Source organism: Anaerolinea thermophila UNI-1 (assembly GCF_000199675.1).
GTDB classification, from domain to species: Bacteria; Chloroflexota; Anaerolineae; order Anaerolineales; family Anaerolineaceae; genus Anaerolinea; species Anaerolinea thermophila.
Window position 1 is genome coordinate 2,528,862 of the sequence record NC_014960.1, and the last position, 17,084, is coordinate 2,545,945.

18 protein-coding genes are annotated in these 17,084 nt (G+C 52.6%); 8 read left to right on the forward strand and 10 right to left on the reverse strand.

The features are described from left to right. Positions 1-4: 4 nt before the first annotated feature. From ANT_RS11425 to ANT_RS11470, 10 genes are all read right to left on the reverse strand, one after another. The gene (locus tag ANT_RS11425) at positions 5-1,168 is read right to left on the reverse strand and encodes a glycosyltransferase (RefSeq protein WP_013560681.1); all 1,164 of its coding nucleotides are present in this window, start codon (positions 1,166-1,168) and stop codon (positions 5-7) included. Positions 1,169-1,215: 47 nt separating this feature from the next. Further along, positions 1,216-1,935, reverse strand: coding sequence for an RNA-binding cell elongation regulator Jag/EloR (gene jag, locus ANT_RS11430; RefSeq protein ID WP_013560682.1), 720 nt, complete (start codon positions 1,933-1,935; stop codon positions 1,216-1,218). Continuing rightward, positions 1,932-2,762: a YidC/Oxa1 family membrane protein insertase gene (locus ANT_RS11435; protein ID WP_013560683.1), complete on the reverse strand. Its 831-nt coding sequence runs from the start codon at positions 2,760-2,762 to the stop codon at positions 1,932-1,934. Before ANT_RS11435 ends, jag begins: the two co-directional genes overlap by 4 nt. Before the next feature lie 12 nt (positions 2,763-2,774). Further along, positions 2,775-3,827, reverse strand: a complete 1,053-nt coding sequence (locus ANT_RS11440) for an outer membrane protein assembly factor BamB family protein (protein WP_013560684.1) — start codon at positions 3,825-3,827, stop codon at positions 2,775-2,777. Positions 3,828-3,877: 50 nt separating this feature from the next. Next, entirely contained in the window at positions 3,878-4,093 is a 216-nt protein-coding gene (gene yidD / locus ANT_RS11445) for a membrane protein insertion efficiency factor YidD (protein WP_041455621.1), read from the reverse strand. Between the two features lie 37 nt (positions 4,094-4,130). Next, positions 4,131-4,499: a ribonuclease P protein component gene (rnpA, locus tag ANT_RS11450; protein WP_013560686.1), complete on the reverse strand. Its 369-nt coding sequence runs from the start codon at positions 4,497-4,499 to the stop codon at positions 4,131-4,133. Between the two features lie 53 nt (positions 4,500-4,552). After that, positions 4,553-4,726, reverse strand: a complete 174-nt coding sequence (gene rpmH / locus ANT_RS11455; protein ID WP_013560687.1) for a 50S ribosomal protein L34 — start codon at positions 4,724-4,726, stop codon at positions 4,553-4,555. 168 nt (positions 4,727-4,894) lie between these two features. Then, positions 4,895-5,611 carry a potassium channel family protein gene (locus ANT_RS11460; protein WP_013560688.1) on the reverse strand — a complete coding sequence of 239 codons (717 nt, stop codon included), beginning with the start codon at positions 5,609-5,611 and terminating at the stop codon, positions 4,895-4,897. A 1-nt stretch (position 5,612) separates the two neighbouring features. Beyond that, positions 5,613-6,272, reverse strand: a complete 660-nt coding sequence (locus tag ANT_RS11465) for a potassium channel family protein (protein WP_013560689.1) — start codon at positions 6,270-6,272, stop codon at positions 5,613-5,615. A 16-nt stretch (positions 6,273-6,288) separates the two neighbouring features. Further along, positions 6,289-8,232, reverse strand: a complete 1,944-nt coding sequence (locus tag ANT_RS11470) for an APC family permease (RefSeq protein WP_013560690.1) — start codon at positions 8,230-8,232, stop codon at positions 6,289-6,291. A 234-nt stretch (positions 8,233-8,466) separates the two neighbouring features. Here ANT_RS11470 and ANT_RS11475 point away from each other — a divergent pair, with 234 nt between their 5' ends. From ANT_RS11475 to queG, 8 genes are all read left to right on the forward strand, one after another. Beyond that, a complete protein-coding gene (locus tag ANT_RS11475; protein ID WP_013560691.1) occupies positions 8,467-9,324 on the forward strand; it encodes a DegV family protein in 858 nt (285 codons plus the stop codon). A 76-nt stretch (positions 9,325-9,400) separates the two neighbouring features. Continuing rightward, entirely contained in the window at positions 9,401-10,717 is a 1,317-nt protein-coding gene (locus tag ANT_RS11480; protein ID WP_013560692.1) for a DUF1015 domain-containing protein, read from the forward strand. A 76-nt stretch (positions 10,718-10,793) separates the two neighbouring features. After that, positions 10,794-11,150, forward strand: coding sequence for a hypothetical protein (locus tag ANT_RS11485; protein ID WP_041455007.1), 357 nt, complete (start codon positions 10,794-10,796; stop codon positions 11,148-11,150). Between the two features lies 1 nt (position 11,151). Continuing rightward, positions 11,152-12,030 carry a M23 family metallopeptidase gene (locus ANT_RS17710; protein ID WP_013560694.1) on the forward strand — a complete coding sequence of 293 codons (879 nt, stop codon included), beginning with the start codon at positions 11,152-11,154 and terminating at the stop codon, positions 12,028-12,030. Between the two features lie 67 nt (positions 12,031-12,097). Continuing rightward, a complete protein-coding gene (locus ANT_RS11495) occupies positions 12,098-14,035 on the forward strand; it encodes a TolB family protein (protein WP_013560695.1) in 1,938 nt (645 codons plus the stop codon). Between the two features lie 41 nt (positions 14,036-14,076). Then, a complete protein-coding gene (locus ANT_RS16540; protein ID WP_049784897.1) occupies positions 14,077-15,141 on the forward strand; it encodes a M23 family metallopeptidase in 1,065 nt (354 codons plus the stop codon). Positions 15,142-15,199: 58 nt separating this feature from the next. Further along, positions 15,200-15,880 carry an NBR1-Ig-like domain-containing protein gene (locus tag ANT_RS11505; RefSeq protein WP_041455008.1) on the forward strand — a complete coding sequence of 227 codons (681 nt, stop codon included), beginning with the start codon at positions 15,200-15,202 and terminating at the stop codon, positions 15,878-15,880. 66 nt (positions 15,881-15,946) lie between these two features. Beyond that, on the forward strand, positions 15,947-17,077 hold the full coding sequence (gene queG, locus ANT_RS11510) for a tRNA epoxyqueuosine(34) reductase QueG (protein ID WP_013560698.1): 1,131 nt from the start codon (positions 15,947-15,949) through the stop codon (positions 17,075-17,077). The last annotated feature ends 7 nt before the right edge of the window (positions 17,078-17,084 follow it).

A 17,084-nucleotide genomic window follows, 5' to 3' on the forward strand; every position in this document is an offset into this window, starting at 1 on the left:
TCCTCTAGATCCAACGAATTTTAGGACGAAGTACCTTCCGCCCTTTCCATTCAGCCTGTCCTCGCAGGGTTAACCAGAAAGAGTTTCCGGCAACAATCAAAGCAAGCAAAAAGACCACTGGATAGAGCAACGCCCACCCCACTGGCATACGCAGGCGGGAATATGCCAGTCCCCAGATAAACAGCACCACCATCCAATGTAAAAGTGCCAGATCCACACGGAAATAAGGCGAACTCCAGCCCAAGCCAGCCCCAATCAACACCACCAGCGGTTCCAGGAACAACACCGCCGACCAGAGCCAGATGAACAGGTACACAGCCACATTATACCCAAAAGCCGCAAACATATTCTTGGAGAATCCCTGCCATGCCTCACGAAAGCCGTAATACATGCGGCAGGTAATGCGGTTACGTCCATCGACAATACGCCAGCGCAATCCCATGGCTACGGCACGTTTTCCTAAAGCCAGGTCATCCACCGCATTATCTCGAACGGCTTGATGCCCACCGATTAGCCGGTACGCCTGCGCTCGAACAAAAATAAACTGTCCAATGGTAAACGTGAATACCGGTAATTTAATCCAGCGGGAAAGAAACACGGGGATAAAAGACAGCGCAGAGATCAGGAAATACGGAACCAGCAGACGTTCCCCCAAAGTCACCATTTGTTCGTGAGGTACAGCGGTGAGGAAATCGGCTTGTTCTTCCTCTACTGCCGCTACCGCATCGCTCACCGTTTGAGGATGAAATACCGTATCTGCATCGGCGAATAACAACCACTCGCCCTGTGCCACCTGCGCCAGTTGATGACAAGCCCAGTGCTTCCCAAGCCAGCCATCAGGAATGTCCAAGCCCTGAAGGACGCGAAGGCGGGAATCCCGGGCAGAAAACTGCGCCAGAATCTGGGGCGTGGCATCGCTGGAATGGTCATCCAGCACCAGTACTTCATACGCCGGATAATCCTGGTTTAACAACCCATTCAGGCAGGCTTCCAGGTTACGCGCCTCATTCCTTGCGGGGATGAGAATGGAAACAAATGGGAATGTTTTTGCCCGCGGATACTTTTCCAGGCGTCGGGTCATCACTCCATTAAGCCAGGCAATCAGAAACACCAGAAAGGCAAAAATCAGGGTTGATATCTGATGCGTCCGCAGAATCCCATCCAGCATAGAAATAAAAGCCGGACCGAAGTCCGGCTCACTCCTTCTTGGCTAATTTAACGGCGCTTGGGGGTAATGGTCACCTTGCGGTGAGGATCTTCGCCAATGCTTTCTGTAATCACCAGCGGATGATCGCGCAATTCCAGATGAATCACACGGCGCTCGTTGGGTGGCATGGGTTCCAGAACCTGACGGCGCCCCGTATGCACAGCCTGATCTGCCATACGGCGCGCCAGCATGCGCAGTTGGCGTTCGCGGCGCTGACGGTAGCCCTGCACATCAATAATCATCGGTGTCCAGCGGTTCAAGCGCCTGCCGACAATTAAACTGGCAATATACTGGAGAGCATTGAGCGTCTCAGAGCGTCTGCCAATTAAAATGCTCAGATCTTCGCCTTCAATGTTGACCAGCACCGTTTCCTCTTCATCCTTTGAAGATGGCGGTCGAATACTGGCTTTGACACGCGCCTTAATACGCATGCGCTCAAGCAGGTCGCTGACCACCTTTTCTGAAATCCAGATAATTTCCTCGTGATTGGGCACATCCTCTTCAATCACGGAAGCGGGCTTTTCCTCAGAAGGTTGTGATGCCCTGACAACCAGACGCACGCGTGCCTGTCGGCTGCCAATGCCAAACAAACCACGACTACCCGAATCCAGCACTTCCACATCTACAGCATCGGCGCTGAGATTCAGTTGTTCCAGTCCTTTTTGAATGGCTTCTTCAACCGTGGGAGCAATGACTTCCAATGTCGTTCGTTGTTGTTCCTGGTTCATTTCTTCTTTCCACCCTTTCTGGAAGATGCAACAGATTTTGCGGGGGAAACCGGTGTTTCTCCGGAAATTTTACGAGCCGGAAGGATATTTCTCCAGTTCACCTTGCCAAGCAGAGCATATTGCAAAATACCAATGACGTTGGACACAATGAAATAGAGGGACAGACCGGATGCAAGGGTCAAACCCATGTATCCCATCAGAAAGGGCATGTAGAGGTTCATCATGCCGCTCATCATAGCCGTCTGATCATTGGGATTGGACGGCGGAGGGGTAATCAGTCTTCCCTGGATGTAGGTGGTCAGCGCCACAACGATTGCCAGCACCGGAATACCAAAAGGTAAAAACGGTAAGTACAACCGTTCAGGTTGACTCAAATCCATCCATAAAAACTGGTTGTTAATGGGCAAAATCGCATTGATATCCACAAAGGAATACAAAATGCGGGTCAGGTTCAACAGGTCATGGGGAGTATTGGGCATCGCCTTGTACAGGCTCTGATACAACCCGATAATGATGGGGAATTGAATAAGCAAAGGGAGACAGGACGCAAACGGATTAATTTTGAGTTCCTGAATTAATTTGGCTTGTTCTTCCTGCAACTTCTGGCGGTCATTTTTATATTTTTCCTGCAGTTCTTTGTACCGCGGATGATTTTGCAGTTCCATCATCTTTTGCGATCCCTTGATCTGTGACACCATCAAGGGATGGGTAATCAAGCGAATCAGCAATGTGAAGAGAATGATGGCAATGCCAAAGTTCTGTCCCAGATAAGAATAAATCAATAACAGAACATTGGTAAATGGCTGAATGATGAGTAAATCCCACATGTTTTTCTACTCCTACTTAGAAGCCGCCAGGCTCCAATCCTCTGTGCCATCTGGACGGAAAGTCACAATGAGGTTCTTCATTTGCAAACCCGAAACCACCAGACGTCCATCACTGATTACAGGCGTGGTCCCCAATTGCCCTTCGATAGTACGCGTCCATCCGCGCGTTCCATCCCATTTGAACTGGAAGACCTCGCCACCCTCTGTGACCAGCACCGGCACACCCTCAAATAAAGCCGGTCCGCCGATGATGCCCGCCGCCACATCCAGGGACGCCAGCACCTGGCCATTTTCAGCATTCAAAATGTAGGCTTTCTTTTGATCCGTGCCAAACACAACTTTCCCCTCAGCCACCAGCGGAGCCGCCCAGGAACTTCCGGTGAGAGGGGTACGCCAGAGAATCCTGCCATCCTGTTTATCAATGGCAAGGGCTTCCCGCTTTAATGTGGTCATATAGAGGCGCCCATTGCCGTCTGACCCCGGAGCATGGATGAGTGGGCCACCCAGATCGACTTCCCAATCCATTTGTCCATTGGACAGGCGAATGGCATACAGGTAATGATCTAATCCTGCCAGATAGACATGTTCCTCATCCGCAACCACCGGGGCCCACAATGCATTGCGGGATTGGAAACGCCAGAGCAATTTCCCGTTTAAGTCCAGGGCATAAAGATGATGATCGGTAGAAGGAACGAGGATGGTATCTCCGGCGATCACGGGACCGGCAACAAACTTTCCTTTGCCTTTGAATGTGTCAAAGGTCCACAACACCGCACCACTTTGAGCATCCAACGCCTGAACTACATTGGCATAACTGGCAACGATAATTTTGTTATCCACCACGGCAGGATTACTGAAAATGAGCGAAGCATTATCAATCTTTTCAGGATACTTCCACTTCTCAACGCCCGTTCTGGCATCTACTACATGAACCTGCCCATACGCCAGAACAACCATATCTTCGGTTGCCGCCAAACCAGGCCAGTTGTTTAGAGGAACGCCCGCACAGGCTGCCAGGAAAACCATGGCAAGCCCTAACCAGAGCACAATTTTCAATTTCTTCATAGACATTCCGGAAATGTTCACTGAGTTGCTTTCTATACGCTATACCTTACTTAAGGCACCGGATCGTACCCACCGGGGTTGAATGGATTGCATCGCAGTACCCGCCAAACCGCCATCAAACCGCCTTTGATAGCGCCGTATTTATATACCGCCTGGTAACCGTAATGGGAGCAGGAAGGATAAAACCGACAGGTATTGGGCGGCAAGCCCGGCGAGATAAATTTCTGATACCCTCGAATCAGAAGCAACAAAACCCATCGCGGAATATTCCAGAGGGTCAAAGGCAAATCCCGCAATCGCGGTTCATTCGGATAATCTTCGTTCATACTTCCCATTTACCGGCAATAAACCCGCTCGCTTCAAGGATTCTTCCACCGCGGCTCGGGTTTTCCAAAAACCTGCTTCAATGATGGGACGGCGGGCAAAGGCCACCACATCCCACCCTGGAGGGAGTGCCGGGAGAAACTCCTGCAAGCAGGCACGCAACCAGCGTTTTGCACGGTTTCGCTGCACTGCCGAACCAACGACACGTCCCGCCACTACTCCGATTCTCACAGTATCCAGTGAATTAGGCGCTACCACAAACAGGACTAGCGGGTGCGGAATCGTTTTACCTGCTCGCCGCACCCGCTCAAAATCACTCCTGTGCCTCAGGCGAAACCTGCGTTTCACCCATGCTCCTGAACCCCTGAAAACGGGTCAGACTCCCCAAGGGAACAACGCCATTACCAGCGAATCCGTTTGGTGTGGTTGTTCATGGAAACCGTCAGGCGATAGCGTCCCTTGAGACGACGGCGTTTCAGCACCTGGCGCCCATCAGCAGTTGCCATGCGAGCGCGGAAACCATGCACACGCAGGCGGCGGTGAATTTTAGGTTGATAGGTTCGCTTCGTGGACATTTACGATCCTTTCAATACGTAGTTTTTTGGTTTCCTCCGTGCGCTGATCGAAGCGAAATATCCATCGGGATCTGTCGTTTCGATCACGCGGGAGATGATTCTCCATTCCAGTGTTCAGCCTACCGGCTAGCAAAGCGCAATTATACCGCAAGCCCTTCTACCGGTCAATTATCCGTGCAGGGATTTTTCCCCATTTCGGGCTTTGCCGTTCTGCTCACTTTGTTTGGCCGAGAAAAGCCCTGCCAGGCTCGCCGCTCCATCACGGTCTGTCACTGCAAGGACTTCATCCCCTTCTTCCAGGGTCGTTACCCCTCGAGGGATCATTACCTCGCCTTTGCGAATGATGGCCGCAATGACACAATGGTCAGGCAAGTCCAGATCTTTGATCGCCGTGCCAATGGCACGCGCCCCTGCGGGAATCTTTTCTTCTACCAGAGAGTAGCGTCCACGACGCAGTTTGAGCAGGGTGATCATATCGCCCAGGGACATTTCTTCTTGAATCAGACTGGCAAGCAATTCCGCCTGATTGACCGCCACATCAACATGGTATTTGTCGTCAAAAAGCCAGGCGTTGCGTGGATCATTAACGCGCGCAATGGTGCGGTTGATGCCGTATAACTCTCGTGCAATGTAGCACAGGGTCAGATTGGCTTCATCCGAAACTGTGGTTGCAGCAATGACATCTGCTTTTTTAATACCCGCCAGTTCAAGGATATTCAAATCCAGAGGATCCCCTTCGACAATGGCTTCGGTGGGCAGTTCATGATGAATACGACTGAGCACTTCTTTACGCCATTCAATGACCTTGACTTCGTGATCCATGCTGATCAGCATACTCGCCAGGGTTGCGCCGGTGCGTCCGCCGCTGGTAATAATCACGTACATATTACTTGCCCTCCTTTCGGAGCATTTCCTGTCGAATGGCTTCAGCCCCTTCCAGCGTCGCGCTCAGGTGCAACACATCCCCCGCTTCCAGCACCATATTCCAGTCTGGCAAAGCAGCCTTTCCCGCCCGGGTCACGGCCACCGGAACGCACATAGAGGAGTCAACCACTTCTTTCAAGCGTTTTCCATGACAATGCTCAGGTACAAGGACTTCGTACACCTCGACTTCGCCATTGCCCGCCGAGAACACTGCCCGCACCTCAGCATGATACATCATCTCTTCGACCCGCTGCGCTCCCCAGGAAAGCGCAGAAACCATCTGCAAGTGGTAGGCTTCCAGAATCGGGCGGTAACGCGGGTCGTAATTCCGTACCACCACATTGGGAATATGGAAGTGCTTCATTGCCAGATAGCCAACCACGCCATTGACCACGTCGGAATTGGTCAAAACGGCAACGGAATCCATCTCTTCAATACCACAGCGACGCAAAACATCCAGATTCAGAGCATTGCCTTCATGGAAACGCCCCTGGAAATCGGCAGGTAGAATTTCAAACGATCTCTCATCCAGATCCAGCAGGGAGACTTCATGCCCCCGCTGATAAAGCCGATAGGCTAACTCGGCTCCCAAACGTCCACAACCGATGATTAAGGCTCTCATGGTTCCCCTCAAACTTTCAATCAATCAAATAAGGCACGTTGGTAATCACAATGCCCTTGTAGGTCAGCAATTCTTCGCGCAAGGCATCTGCCGTATTCATGTGCAGGACATTCGCCCAGCGATTGGATGAAATAAATTGCGGCACAACAATCGTAATCACTTCATTGGGCTGGCGGGAAGAATAAATATCCTCGATGTAATCCAGCAAGGGTTTCATGAACACCCGGTAACTGGATTCAATGATGACCAGGCGCACGCCGTCACCATACATTTCCCACTTGCGGCGAACCTTTTCGGCTTCCTCGGGTTCAATGGCGATATGCACAGCCGTAATATCATCGGAAAGCGCACGGGCATACCGCAATGCCGCCAGCGTGCCGCGATGCACTCCACCAATCGGCAGAATCACACGGTTACGCACAATACGGGGCGGAGTAGTACCGTAACGATCCAGGCTGAGTTTCTTCGCTACACTGAGGTAATGGTGATGAATCACGCTGAAAATCGCCACCAGAATAGGGATGATGAAGATAACCAGATAAGCGCCATCAGTAAACTTCGTGACGGCAAAAATGAGCATCACGACAAAAGTGGCTGCTGCCCCAAAACCGTTGACGATCATCTTAAATTTCCACTGTGGATCATAGCGTAATACTGAACCCCGCTCCTTAACTTCCTGACCGGGTTGTAATTTTCCTATTTTGTACCAGCGATGCGCCATACCAAACTGCGAAAGGGTAAACGACATGAACACCCCAATCGCATACAGTGGAATCAAGCGGGTGACACTTGCCTGAAAGACAAAAATCAATGAAGATGCCAGCAGAGCCAGCACAATAATTCCTCTTGAGAAAACCAGGCGGCTGCCTCTTTGAGCCAACTGACGTGGCAGCAAGCCATCTATAGCGGCAAGGGCTCCCAGACGCGGAAAATCAGCAAAAGCCGTATTTGCCGCCATAATCAGAATCACGGTAGTGGCGGAAATCGTTAAGATGTACATCAACTCGCGACTGCCGTACACCGTGCGCGCCATCTGAGAAATGACCGTTTCATACTCAGAAGGAATGGCGTGGATTTGGGCTGAGAGAAAAGAAATCCCCAATAATAACGAACCCAAAATGAGAGACATCCAGATCAGGGTAATCCCCGCGTTTTTACTGCGCGGCTCTTTAAATGCAGGGATACCGTTCGAAATGGCTTCGACCCCTGTTAACGCGGCAGTACCATTCGAAAAGGCTCTCAGGATAAGGAAAAGAGTGATGGGCTGAGAGGCATGGAGCAGTTCCAATTCGGGCGGGTCAACCACCATCCCCAGCGAGCCCGTGAAATAACGCACCAGCCCTATCAGCACAGTGGCATACATGGTAAACACAAAGAAATATGTGGGGATGGCAAAAATAATTCCCGACTCGCGGACTCCACGCAGGTTAATCAGCATGATAAAGCCAACCATCGCTACCGCCAGCCAAACCCGATACTGGTAAAGCGAGGGATAAGCAGAAACAATCTGTGCTACCCCCGAAGATATGGAGACTGCTACGGTCAGCACATAATCGGAAAGCAAAGCAGCAGCAGCAATCTTGGCAGCGAACTCTCCAAGGTTATCTCTGGAAACGATATACGCTCCCCCCCCATTGGGATAAGCATGAATGGTCTGCTCGTAAGAGAAAGTAACAATTGCGAGTAAGATGACAACAGCAATGGAAAGGGGAAACACATAGCCAAACGCCATCGTGCCAGCAACAGCGAGGATGACCATCATTTCCTGCGTGGCGTAGGCGGTGGATGATAAAGCATCGGAGGCAAAGACTGCCAGCCCGATGATTTTGCCAATGGTTTCCCGCGGAGCGTCGGCAGTTGCCAGCGGTTTTCCAATTAGAACGTCCAAAAAACGACGCCGAGGCGGCTCATCGGCTACCCGGCGGAGAACAGTCGTACCGTGCTCATCGTCAATATTCATAAAAAATTTCTCAGACTCCTTTTGGGGCGAAGCCCGAGAGAGGAATTATAAGACCCACCTTAAGGCGGGTCAAGGATGATTTCCGCTTCTCCCCATAAAATCTTAATGCAAAATTTATCCACTTTCAACATCTTCTTTTTCACTGAAAAGCGGTTGTAAAGCCCTGTACAACCGCGCAACGAAAAGAAACTTTTGGTGTTAAATAGATGCAATACCAACGCCTTGGGAGGAAGCATGTCAAAAGTCGCTATCGTGACCGATAGTACCGCCTATTTACCCCCCGAGTTGATTCGGGGATATTCCATTGAAGTGGTGCCTTTGCACTTGATTTGGGGAGAGAAAACCTACCTGGACGGAGTAGACATCACCCCTAAAGAATTTTATGAGCGCCTGGCAACCGCAAAAGAACTTCCCACCACCTCACAACCATCTCCAGCCGCTTTTAAAACAGTTTATGATCGTTTGCTGGCTGCTGGATACGATGTCCTCAGCATCCACATCAGTTCCAAACTTTCCGGCACGATGGACTCTGCCATTCAGGCAAAAGCCATGCTCCCGGGTGCGCGTATTGAGATCGTGGACTCGCTCAGCACCTCGATGGGGATGGGCTTTGCGGTCGTGGAAGCCGCCCGTGCAGCAGCACGCGGCGCCAGCCTGGAAGAATGCAAAGCCATTGCCGAGCGCGGGTTAAGAAATGTCTCCGTGTTCTTCCTGGTGAATACCCTTGAATTTCTGCACCGCGGCGGACGTATTGGCGGCGCTGCTGCCTTCCTGGGCACTGCTCTGAACCTCAAGCCCATTCTGGAATTGCGCGACGGGCGCATCGAAGCCATCGAAAAAGTCCGCACCATCACCAAAGCCACCGATCGCCTGCTGGATATTTTTGCCGAACGAGCCAGAGGCAAGCGCCCACTACGCCTGGCAATTTTGCATGCGAACGCACAGGAAGAAGCCGAGCGACTGCTTGAACGCGCCCGCCAGAAAGTCAGTGTAGACGATATCAGTGAGGCTGTCATCGTTCCCGTCTCCCCCGTCATCGGTACACACACCGGTCCCGGTTGTGTGGGCATTGCTTTCATGAGCGGGCTATAAAATTGTGACATCTTTCCAATCTCATCAGGAATTTTCGGGCTGGCAATTGCCGCCCGAAAATGCTTTAATAAGAGGCATGAGAACATACCCTGATCTTGGCATCCAAATTGGTGAAATCCTTTTACCCCGAGAGGGTATCGATTTGAAGAAATGGGCGGTCATCGCCTGCGATCAGTACACTTCCGAACCGGAGTACTGGGAGCAGGTTGCCCGCCTGGTCGGCGATTCCCCTTCTACTTTCCATCTCATTTTGCCCGAAGTATTTCTGGGAACCCCGGAAGAGCAGGCGCGCATTCAAAGCACGCAACAAACCATGCGCCGATACCTGAACGAGGGAGTATTCACTTCGCACAATGGGCTGATTCTGGTGGAACGTCAATCCAGCGGTCGCACGCGGCACGGGTTGATGCTGGCACTGGATTTGGAAAAGTATGATTACTCTGCCGGCTCTCAAACCCTGATTCGCGCCACCGAAGGCACCATTCTGGATCGTCTCCCCCCGCGCATGCGCATTCGCGAAGGCGCTCCGCTGGAACTGCCCCACATTCTGGTGCTGATTGACGACCCCCAGCAGACGGTCATCGAACCCCTGATGGAAGTACGAAAGCAATTCACCCGTCTGTACGATACCGATTTAATGTTTGATAGCGGTCACCTGACCGCCTGGGCAGTGCCCGATGGCGGCTATGAAGAGCGCGTCATCTCGGCTTTGCGGGCGCTGGCAAACCCCGAAACTTTCCGCGCACGCTATGGCGTGGGAGAAGACAAGGGAGTCCTGCTTTTTGCCATGGGAGACGGCAATCACTCGCTGGCAACCGCCAAAGCCATCTGGGAGAAAATCAAAGGGCAGGTGGGCATGAACCATCCAGCACGCTATGCCCTGGTAGAAATCGAAAACGTTCATGATCATGGGCTGGAATTTGAGCCCATTCATCGCGTGCTGTTCCAATGCAAAGAATCCCCCAGTGAGGCTTTGAAAAAATTTTTTGGCGACACGGTACAGATTACGCCGGTAGAAAACGCTCAACTCATGATCGAGCGGGTGAAAAAGCCGTCCGGAGATCTGCAAATGGCAGGTATGGTCACCTCCGAAGGGTATGCGCTGGTGACCTTTACCCAACCCACTTCCAACCTGCCTGTTGGGACGCTGCAAGGCTTCCTGGACACCTGGCTGAAAGCCGGCGGCGCAGAAAAGATTGACTATGTTCATGGAGATGATGTGGTCGTTCGGTTAGGCGCTCAACCGGGCAATGCAGGATTTTACCTGCCCGCCATGTCCAAGCATGATCTCTTCAAGACAGTCATTCTGGACGGAGTCCTGCCGCGCAAGACCTTCTCGATGGGAGAAGCCCGCGACAAGCGCTTCTACATGGAAGCCCGCCGAATCGCCTGAACCTTCGATAGAATCTCGCCAAAGACAAACTCCGCCGGGTATAATCAGGGCGGAGTTTGTGTTTTTTGAGGAAAAGATGCCCCGCTACAATTATTTGAATCCCCCCGAAGACGCCCGCGCCCCCCAGGAGGTGCGCATTGTGGACTTAAAGGTTGAACCTGCCCCGGATCATCGCCGGGTGCGGGTAATGGTGGAGATTACCCCGTTCCGGGAGCGCCCCGACCTGACCGCTACTCTGTATCAGCAGGATGAAGAAGTAACCAGTGCGCATATTGTAGAGAATATTGACACCCATTTAGCCTTCACCCTGCATATCCGCAATCCCTCGGACGACCCGAATTATGTGCTGGCAGTGAGCGTACATTACCAGGAATATGGAGAAGTGGATCAACGGAGCATATCTTTCAGCCTGCCACCTGCCGTACAGGAATAACATGCACCGCCAATTTGTAGTTCTGGCGGGATGGATGCTGGTTTTTCTGCTGGCAGGTTGCACGTCCAGTCCAACACCCGGCCTGGGTTCCACCGTTACAAACGCACCGATGGCTTCTCTCCCCTCCTCGGTTGAAGTTTCCACTCCCTCCGAATCTTCTCCAAGTCCCACCTCTATTCAGCGAACAGAAGAAACCCTTGCCCCGGCTGGGAGCGAGGAAGTTTCCGCCCTCTGTTCCCCCCTCGAGGGGATTGCTCTGGAAAATCTGAATACCCCCGACCTGTTGAAAACACCTTTCCAGGCGCCTCCACCCGGAGATGATGGTGGACACTTTGGCGTGGATTTTGCTTACTGGACCTCTCCAGAGGGAAAACCCATGCTGGGGTTACCTGTCAATGCCATCCTTGATGGAAAGGTAGCGGGAATAATTTACAACCGAAAGCCTTACGGGAATACCATCATTCTTGAAACACCCCTGGAAAACCTTCCAGAAGAGATTCGGGAACGCCTGCCTGAATTAAATGCCCAAACTGTTCCCACCCCGATTCCACCGTGCTCCCTCTCCTGTCCATCCATCCCTTTTCAGGGGAATTTTTCTTCTCTTTCTCTCTATCACCTGTACGCTCACCTGAACAAGCCTCCATCACTTACCCTGGGCGAATCTGTGAACTGTGGCACAGAAATTGGTGAAGTGGGAAGCACGGGCAATTCGGTCAATGCCCATTTGCATCTGGAAACCCGGCTGGGACCTTCTGGAGTCGTTTTTCCAAGCATGGCACACTACGATAACTCTGCCTCCCCGGAAGAAATGGGCTGGTACTGCCTGTGGCGTATCTCTGGCTTCTTCCAGGCTTTCGACCCAATGATTCTCTTTCCGTAAACCTTTCGATGACCTTGCAAGTTCTCCCACCGAACTCGTTTCATGCTAAAATGTTCGCAAGTCACCCATGAAATCCAATTCACGCCTTACACTGGCTCTGGTACTCGGGATTGTGGTATTGCTCATCGGGCTGAATATTGCCGCGCTGTCGTGGCTTGGCTGGCCTAACGTACTGGAGCGCCTTCAAAATTCGCCCACCGCTCCCGCCATTACTCCCACGTTCTTCCTGCCCACATTCGATCTTTCCACGCAGACCATCATCACCCCATCCTCTGCACCTGAAGTGACCCTCACTCCTACCGCCACTCCTATTCCTCTTTCCCTGCTCAATCCAGAACATCAGCACACTTTGCAGGAAGAGGGCGTGCTTTTACTCTTTATGCGAGATGGCGAGCGCATCCATCTGTTTGCCTATCATCCTAAATTCCTCCCCCTCACCCGCTTGACACGCACCGCATGGGATGAAATGCACCCCTCGCTAAGCCCGGATGGAAATCGTCTGGCGTTTACCTCCCATCAAAACGGGTACTGGGATCTTTTCATTCTCGACCTGACCACCGGAGAAACACAGCAAATTACCCAATCCCCGGAATATGAAGGGGCACCCACCTGGTCTCCAGATGGACAGTGGCTGGCTTATGAAGCCTATCGGAATGAACAACTGGACATTTATCTTCAGTCATTGAATGACCTCTCACAACCTCCCATTCAATTAACTGACGACCCTGCGGCGGATAGCGATCCAGCCTGGTCACCAGGGGGACGAACGATTGCCTTTGTCTCCACCCGTACCGGCGACGCTGAAATCTGGCTGGCGAATCTGGATAAGCCCGAAGAACGTTTTGTAAATATCAGCCGCGACCCGCGTTCTGCGGACTTAAACCCCGTCTGGTCAAACGATGGGCGCTATCTGGCATATGCTACCCGAAAAGAAAGCGAACACCGCATTTTGACCTGGGACTCCCAAAATCCGCAAGACCCGGCGGTAATGTCTGCCTATGGCGATGATGTTGCCTGGACTCCCGATGAGCAATGGATGTTTTCGACTTTGGAACAGCCCAACCAGCATGCTCTGCTGGTCTCTCTCAGAGGATCGCTCCAGCGTCTGATTCCGCCAGAAGAAATTCCCGGAAAGGTCTATGGAATGGTATGGAAGCCCGGTCCCTTAACCGGCTGGCTGTGGGAAACCATTCAGCAGGGAGACACCTCTCCAGCAGATCCTCTTACCCAACCTTACCTTTCCCTGTTTCCCGTTGAACCGGCAGGACGCAAAACCATGGTAGATCTGGCAGACGTGAGCGCGCCTGTAGCCAAAATCCACGATGCCGTTGATGAAGCCTTTCAAAGTTTGCGCCTGCGCGCGGCGCGTGAATCGGGCTGGGATGTGCTTGCTAGCCTGGAAAACGCCTATGTGCCGCTGACCACTCCCTATGAGCCCTCCATGTATGAAAACTGGTTGTACACAGGGAGAGCCTTTGCCCTGAACCCGCTGATTTTAAACGCCGGCTGGATGACGGTGGTGCGGGAAGATTTTGAAGGTCAAACCTACTGGCGTCTGTATCTCAAAGCCCGCCTGCAAGATGGCTCAATGGGGATTCCTCTCCGTGAACCCGTCTGGGATCTGCAAGCCCGTTATACCAGTGACCCGGCAGCATACGAACAGGGCGGCAGGCTATCCTCGCCACCTTCCGGTTACTGGGTGGATTTAACCGAACTGGCACAATCCTACCGCTGGGAACGTCTGCCTGCCCAACCCAACTGGCGTTCATTCTACCCCGGCATTCGATTTAATCAGTTTGTCATCCGTGATGGGCTGGACTGGTGGAGCGCCATGAAGGAAATTTACCCATCGGAAGCCCTGGCAACTCCCACTTCGATGCCCACCTATACGAATACCCCAACCTTCACCCTGCCGCCAACAGCTACACCGCGTCCCACCCGTACGCCAACTTTCACCCGCACACCTACCCGCACCCTTACCCCTTCGACAACGCCCAAACCATGAAAGCAGTTACCCGAAAGACTTATGGCTTTTGGATTCTTGCAATGCTCACCCTGCTGAGCGCCTGTAGCACGTCCCTCAGAGAGATTCCGCAAGAAATGGCTTCCGATACAGCCCTTGCCATGCAGGAAACTCAACACGCTGAGGGGACTGAGAGCCAGGAACTTGTTCGATCGGATGATTTATCATCGGACGATGCTGATAGCGAGCCGGTGCGGTTTACCTTTCCCACCCCTTTACCTCCGCCAAAATCGGCATGGCGTCCACCGCTTTACGATGTTCCCTGGGCGCCAGGACCTTACGACCATTTTTACTTCACCCGTCCCATCGCTGCCGATGAAGTCAACTGGCCCGTTGCCGATTACCGATATGGGGGGATTTTCTTCAGTTCCGATATCGTCCATACCGGTGTGGATATCCCCGCCCCGCGCTTTACCCCGGTGCTGGCGGCTGGCAATGGACGAGTCGTTTGGGCGGGGTATGGCTTATACTACGGGCAAAACAACCCCAACGATCCCTACGGATTAGCCGTGACCATCCGCCACGATTTTGGCTGGCAGGGACAACGCCTGTACACCGTATATGCCCACATGGAACGCCTGAATGTGGTGAACGGACAAGTTGTCCAGCAGGGAGATGTCATCGGCTGGGTTGGGGTGACCGGCTTGACCACCGGTCCGCACCTGCACTTTGAAGTGCGCACCGACCGCAACAGTTACTTCACCACGCTGAACCCGGAATTGTGGCTTTCGCCCCCTATTGGCTGGGGAGTCCTCGTCGGGCAGTTGCGCAACACCAATGGCTCCCTGCTCACCGAACAGGATGTTATTGTACGCAGTTGGAAAACCAACCAGAAATGGACGGTACGCTCTTACGGCAAATCAGCGGTGAACAGCGATCCTTACTACAAGGAAAATCTGGTGCTGAGCGATCTCCCTGCTGGGGATTATGAAATCATTATTGATTATTTAGGAAAACGCTTTACCCGCAACATGACCATCCGCCCGGGACAGGTGACCTACTTTACCTTTCGAGGTGAAGACGGATTTCAAAGTGAAGAACTGCCTGTACCGGATATTGAAGACATCCTGGAAGCGTTCAACCCTTGACAATTCCTATCAGCGGTAAGACAATTCAGCCCTGTAATTTTGAATGGAGGACGTACGTATGTTGAAAAAGCAAATTTTCGCGGGCATAGCAGTTTTGTTGCTGGCAACCGCAGGGCTGGTTGCCTGTCAGCAAGCCACCCCTGCCGCCCCGACCCTGGATGCCAATGCAGTGTATACCCAAGCCGCGCAAACCGTTGCGGCTGGAATTGCCCAGACGGAGGCAGCCAAACCCTCGCCCACACCATTACCGCCGACCTTTACCCCTACCCCAACCATGATACAGCCCACAGCGACGCCTGAACTGAGCGGCACACCGGCGGCAGGCACACCCCAGCCCTCACCTACCGGAGCCGTTGGCTTGACTCCCCTGCCTACCAATACACTTGCCGCGCCGCCTGCCCAAACCACCGGTGATAAAGCCGAGTGGGTCTCACAATCTCCCACTGACGGCACGCAAATCAAAAAAGGCGAGAAATTTCTGGTCAAGTATGTGTTGAAGAACATCGGAACAACGACCTGGTCGACCAAATACACTTTCCGGTACTATGCCGGAGATAAGATGGGCAGTCCCAACGATCTCAATCTGACCAAAGAAGTCAAGCCCAAAGATACGGTGGAGATCGTCTTTGAATTAACCGCGCCAGATAAAACAGGCAAGACGAACACTATCTGGGTGCTGACAAACGATCAGGGTATTAACTTCTACTCGGTGTTCCTGTCCATCGAAGTTGTTGAGTAAAATTTGAGAAATGCGTTCTAAAAAGCGCTCCCCGATGGGGGAGCGCTTTTTTGTTATACTGAAGGCATGAGCCTGGAAACTCAAATCAAGCAATTTTTCTACGAGCGTGGAGCAAACGGCGTGGGAATAACCCATCTGGAATCCCCGCCCCATTATCCGCAATACCTGCAGTGGGTAGAAGCGGGCTTGCACGGCTCGATGTCCTATCTGGACAACGAACGCGCCCGCGCCCTGCGGGGGAATCCCCAAGCCATCCTGCCCTCGGCGCGCTCAGTGGTCTTTGTGAGTTTACCAATTGCATCATCCATCCAATCTCCCCCTGCAAATCGCCCCCTGACGGGGAGAGTTGCCTCGTACGCCTGGGGAGAAGACTATCATCTGGTATTTCCCAAACTGTTCCAGGCTTTTGTGGAATGGCTGAGCCAGCAATTGGGGCGGGTTCCTGAAGCCAAATGGTACACCGATACCGGTCCTGTTCTGGAACGCGATCTTGCCAGCCGTGCCGGGTTGGGATGGATTGGTAAGAATACCTGCCTGATTCATCCCCGTAAAGGCTCTTTCTTTTTGCTGGGGGAGATTTTTCTGGATGTAGCGCTTGAACCCGATGAACCGTTCAAGACCGATCACTGCGGGACATGTACCCGCTGTATTGAAGCCTGCCCTACCGAATGCATTCTCCCCAACCGCACCCTGGACGCAAGCCGCTGCATCTCCTACCTGACCATTGAGAACAAAGGAAGCATTCCCCGCGAATTACGCGAGAAAATGGGCAATTGGGTGTTTGGGTGCGATATTTGCCAGCAGGTATGCCCCTGGAATCAGCGCTTTGGACAAACAGAGCCGTATCCCGCCTTTCAGCCCCGCGAGAATGTTCCTGAGCCGAATCTCTTAGAAGAGATTCACCTGGATTCGACAGGATTTAATCGCAAATTCAAAAACAGCCCCGTTCAGCGTCCCCGTCGGCGCGGGTACTTGCGTAATGTTGCCGTTGCGCTGGGAAATGCGCAGGACGAATACGCCGTGCCTGCGCTGATAGAATGCACGGAAAATGAGCCCGAACCGCTGGTGCGCCAGCACGCCATCTGGGCATTGGGACGTTATTCTTCCCCACGCATCAGAGAATTTTTCTCCCAACGGCTGAAAGAAGATAACGATGAGGGAGTGAGACTGGCAATCGTACAGGAACTGGAGCGCTAGCCGGTTA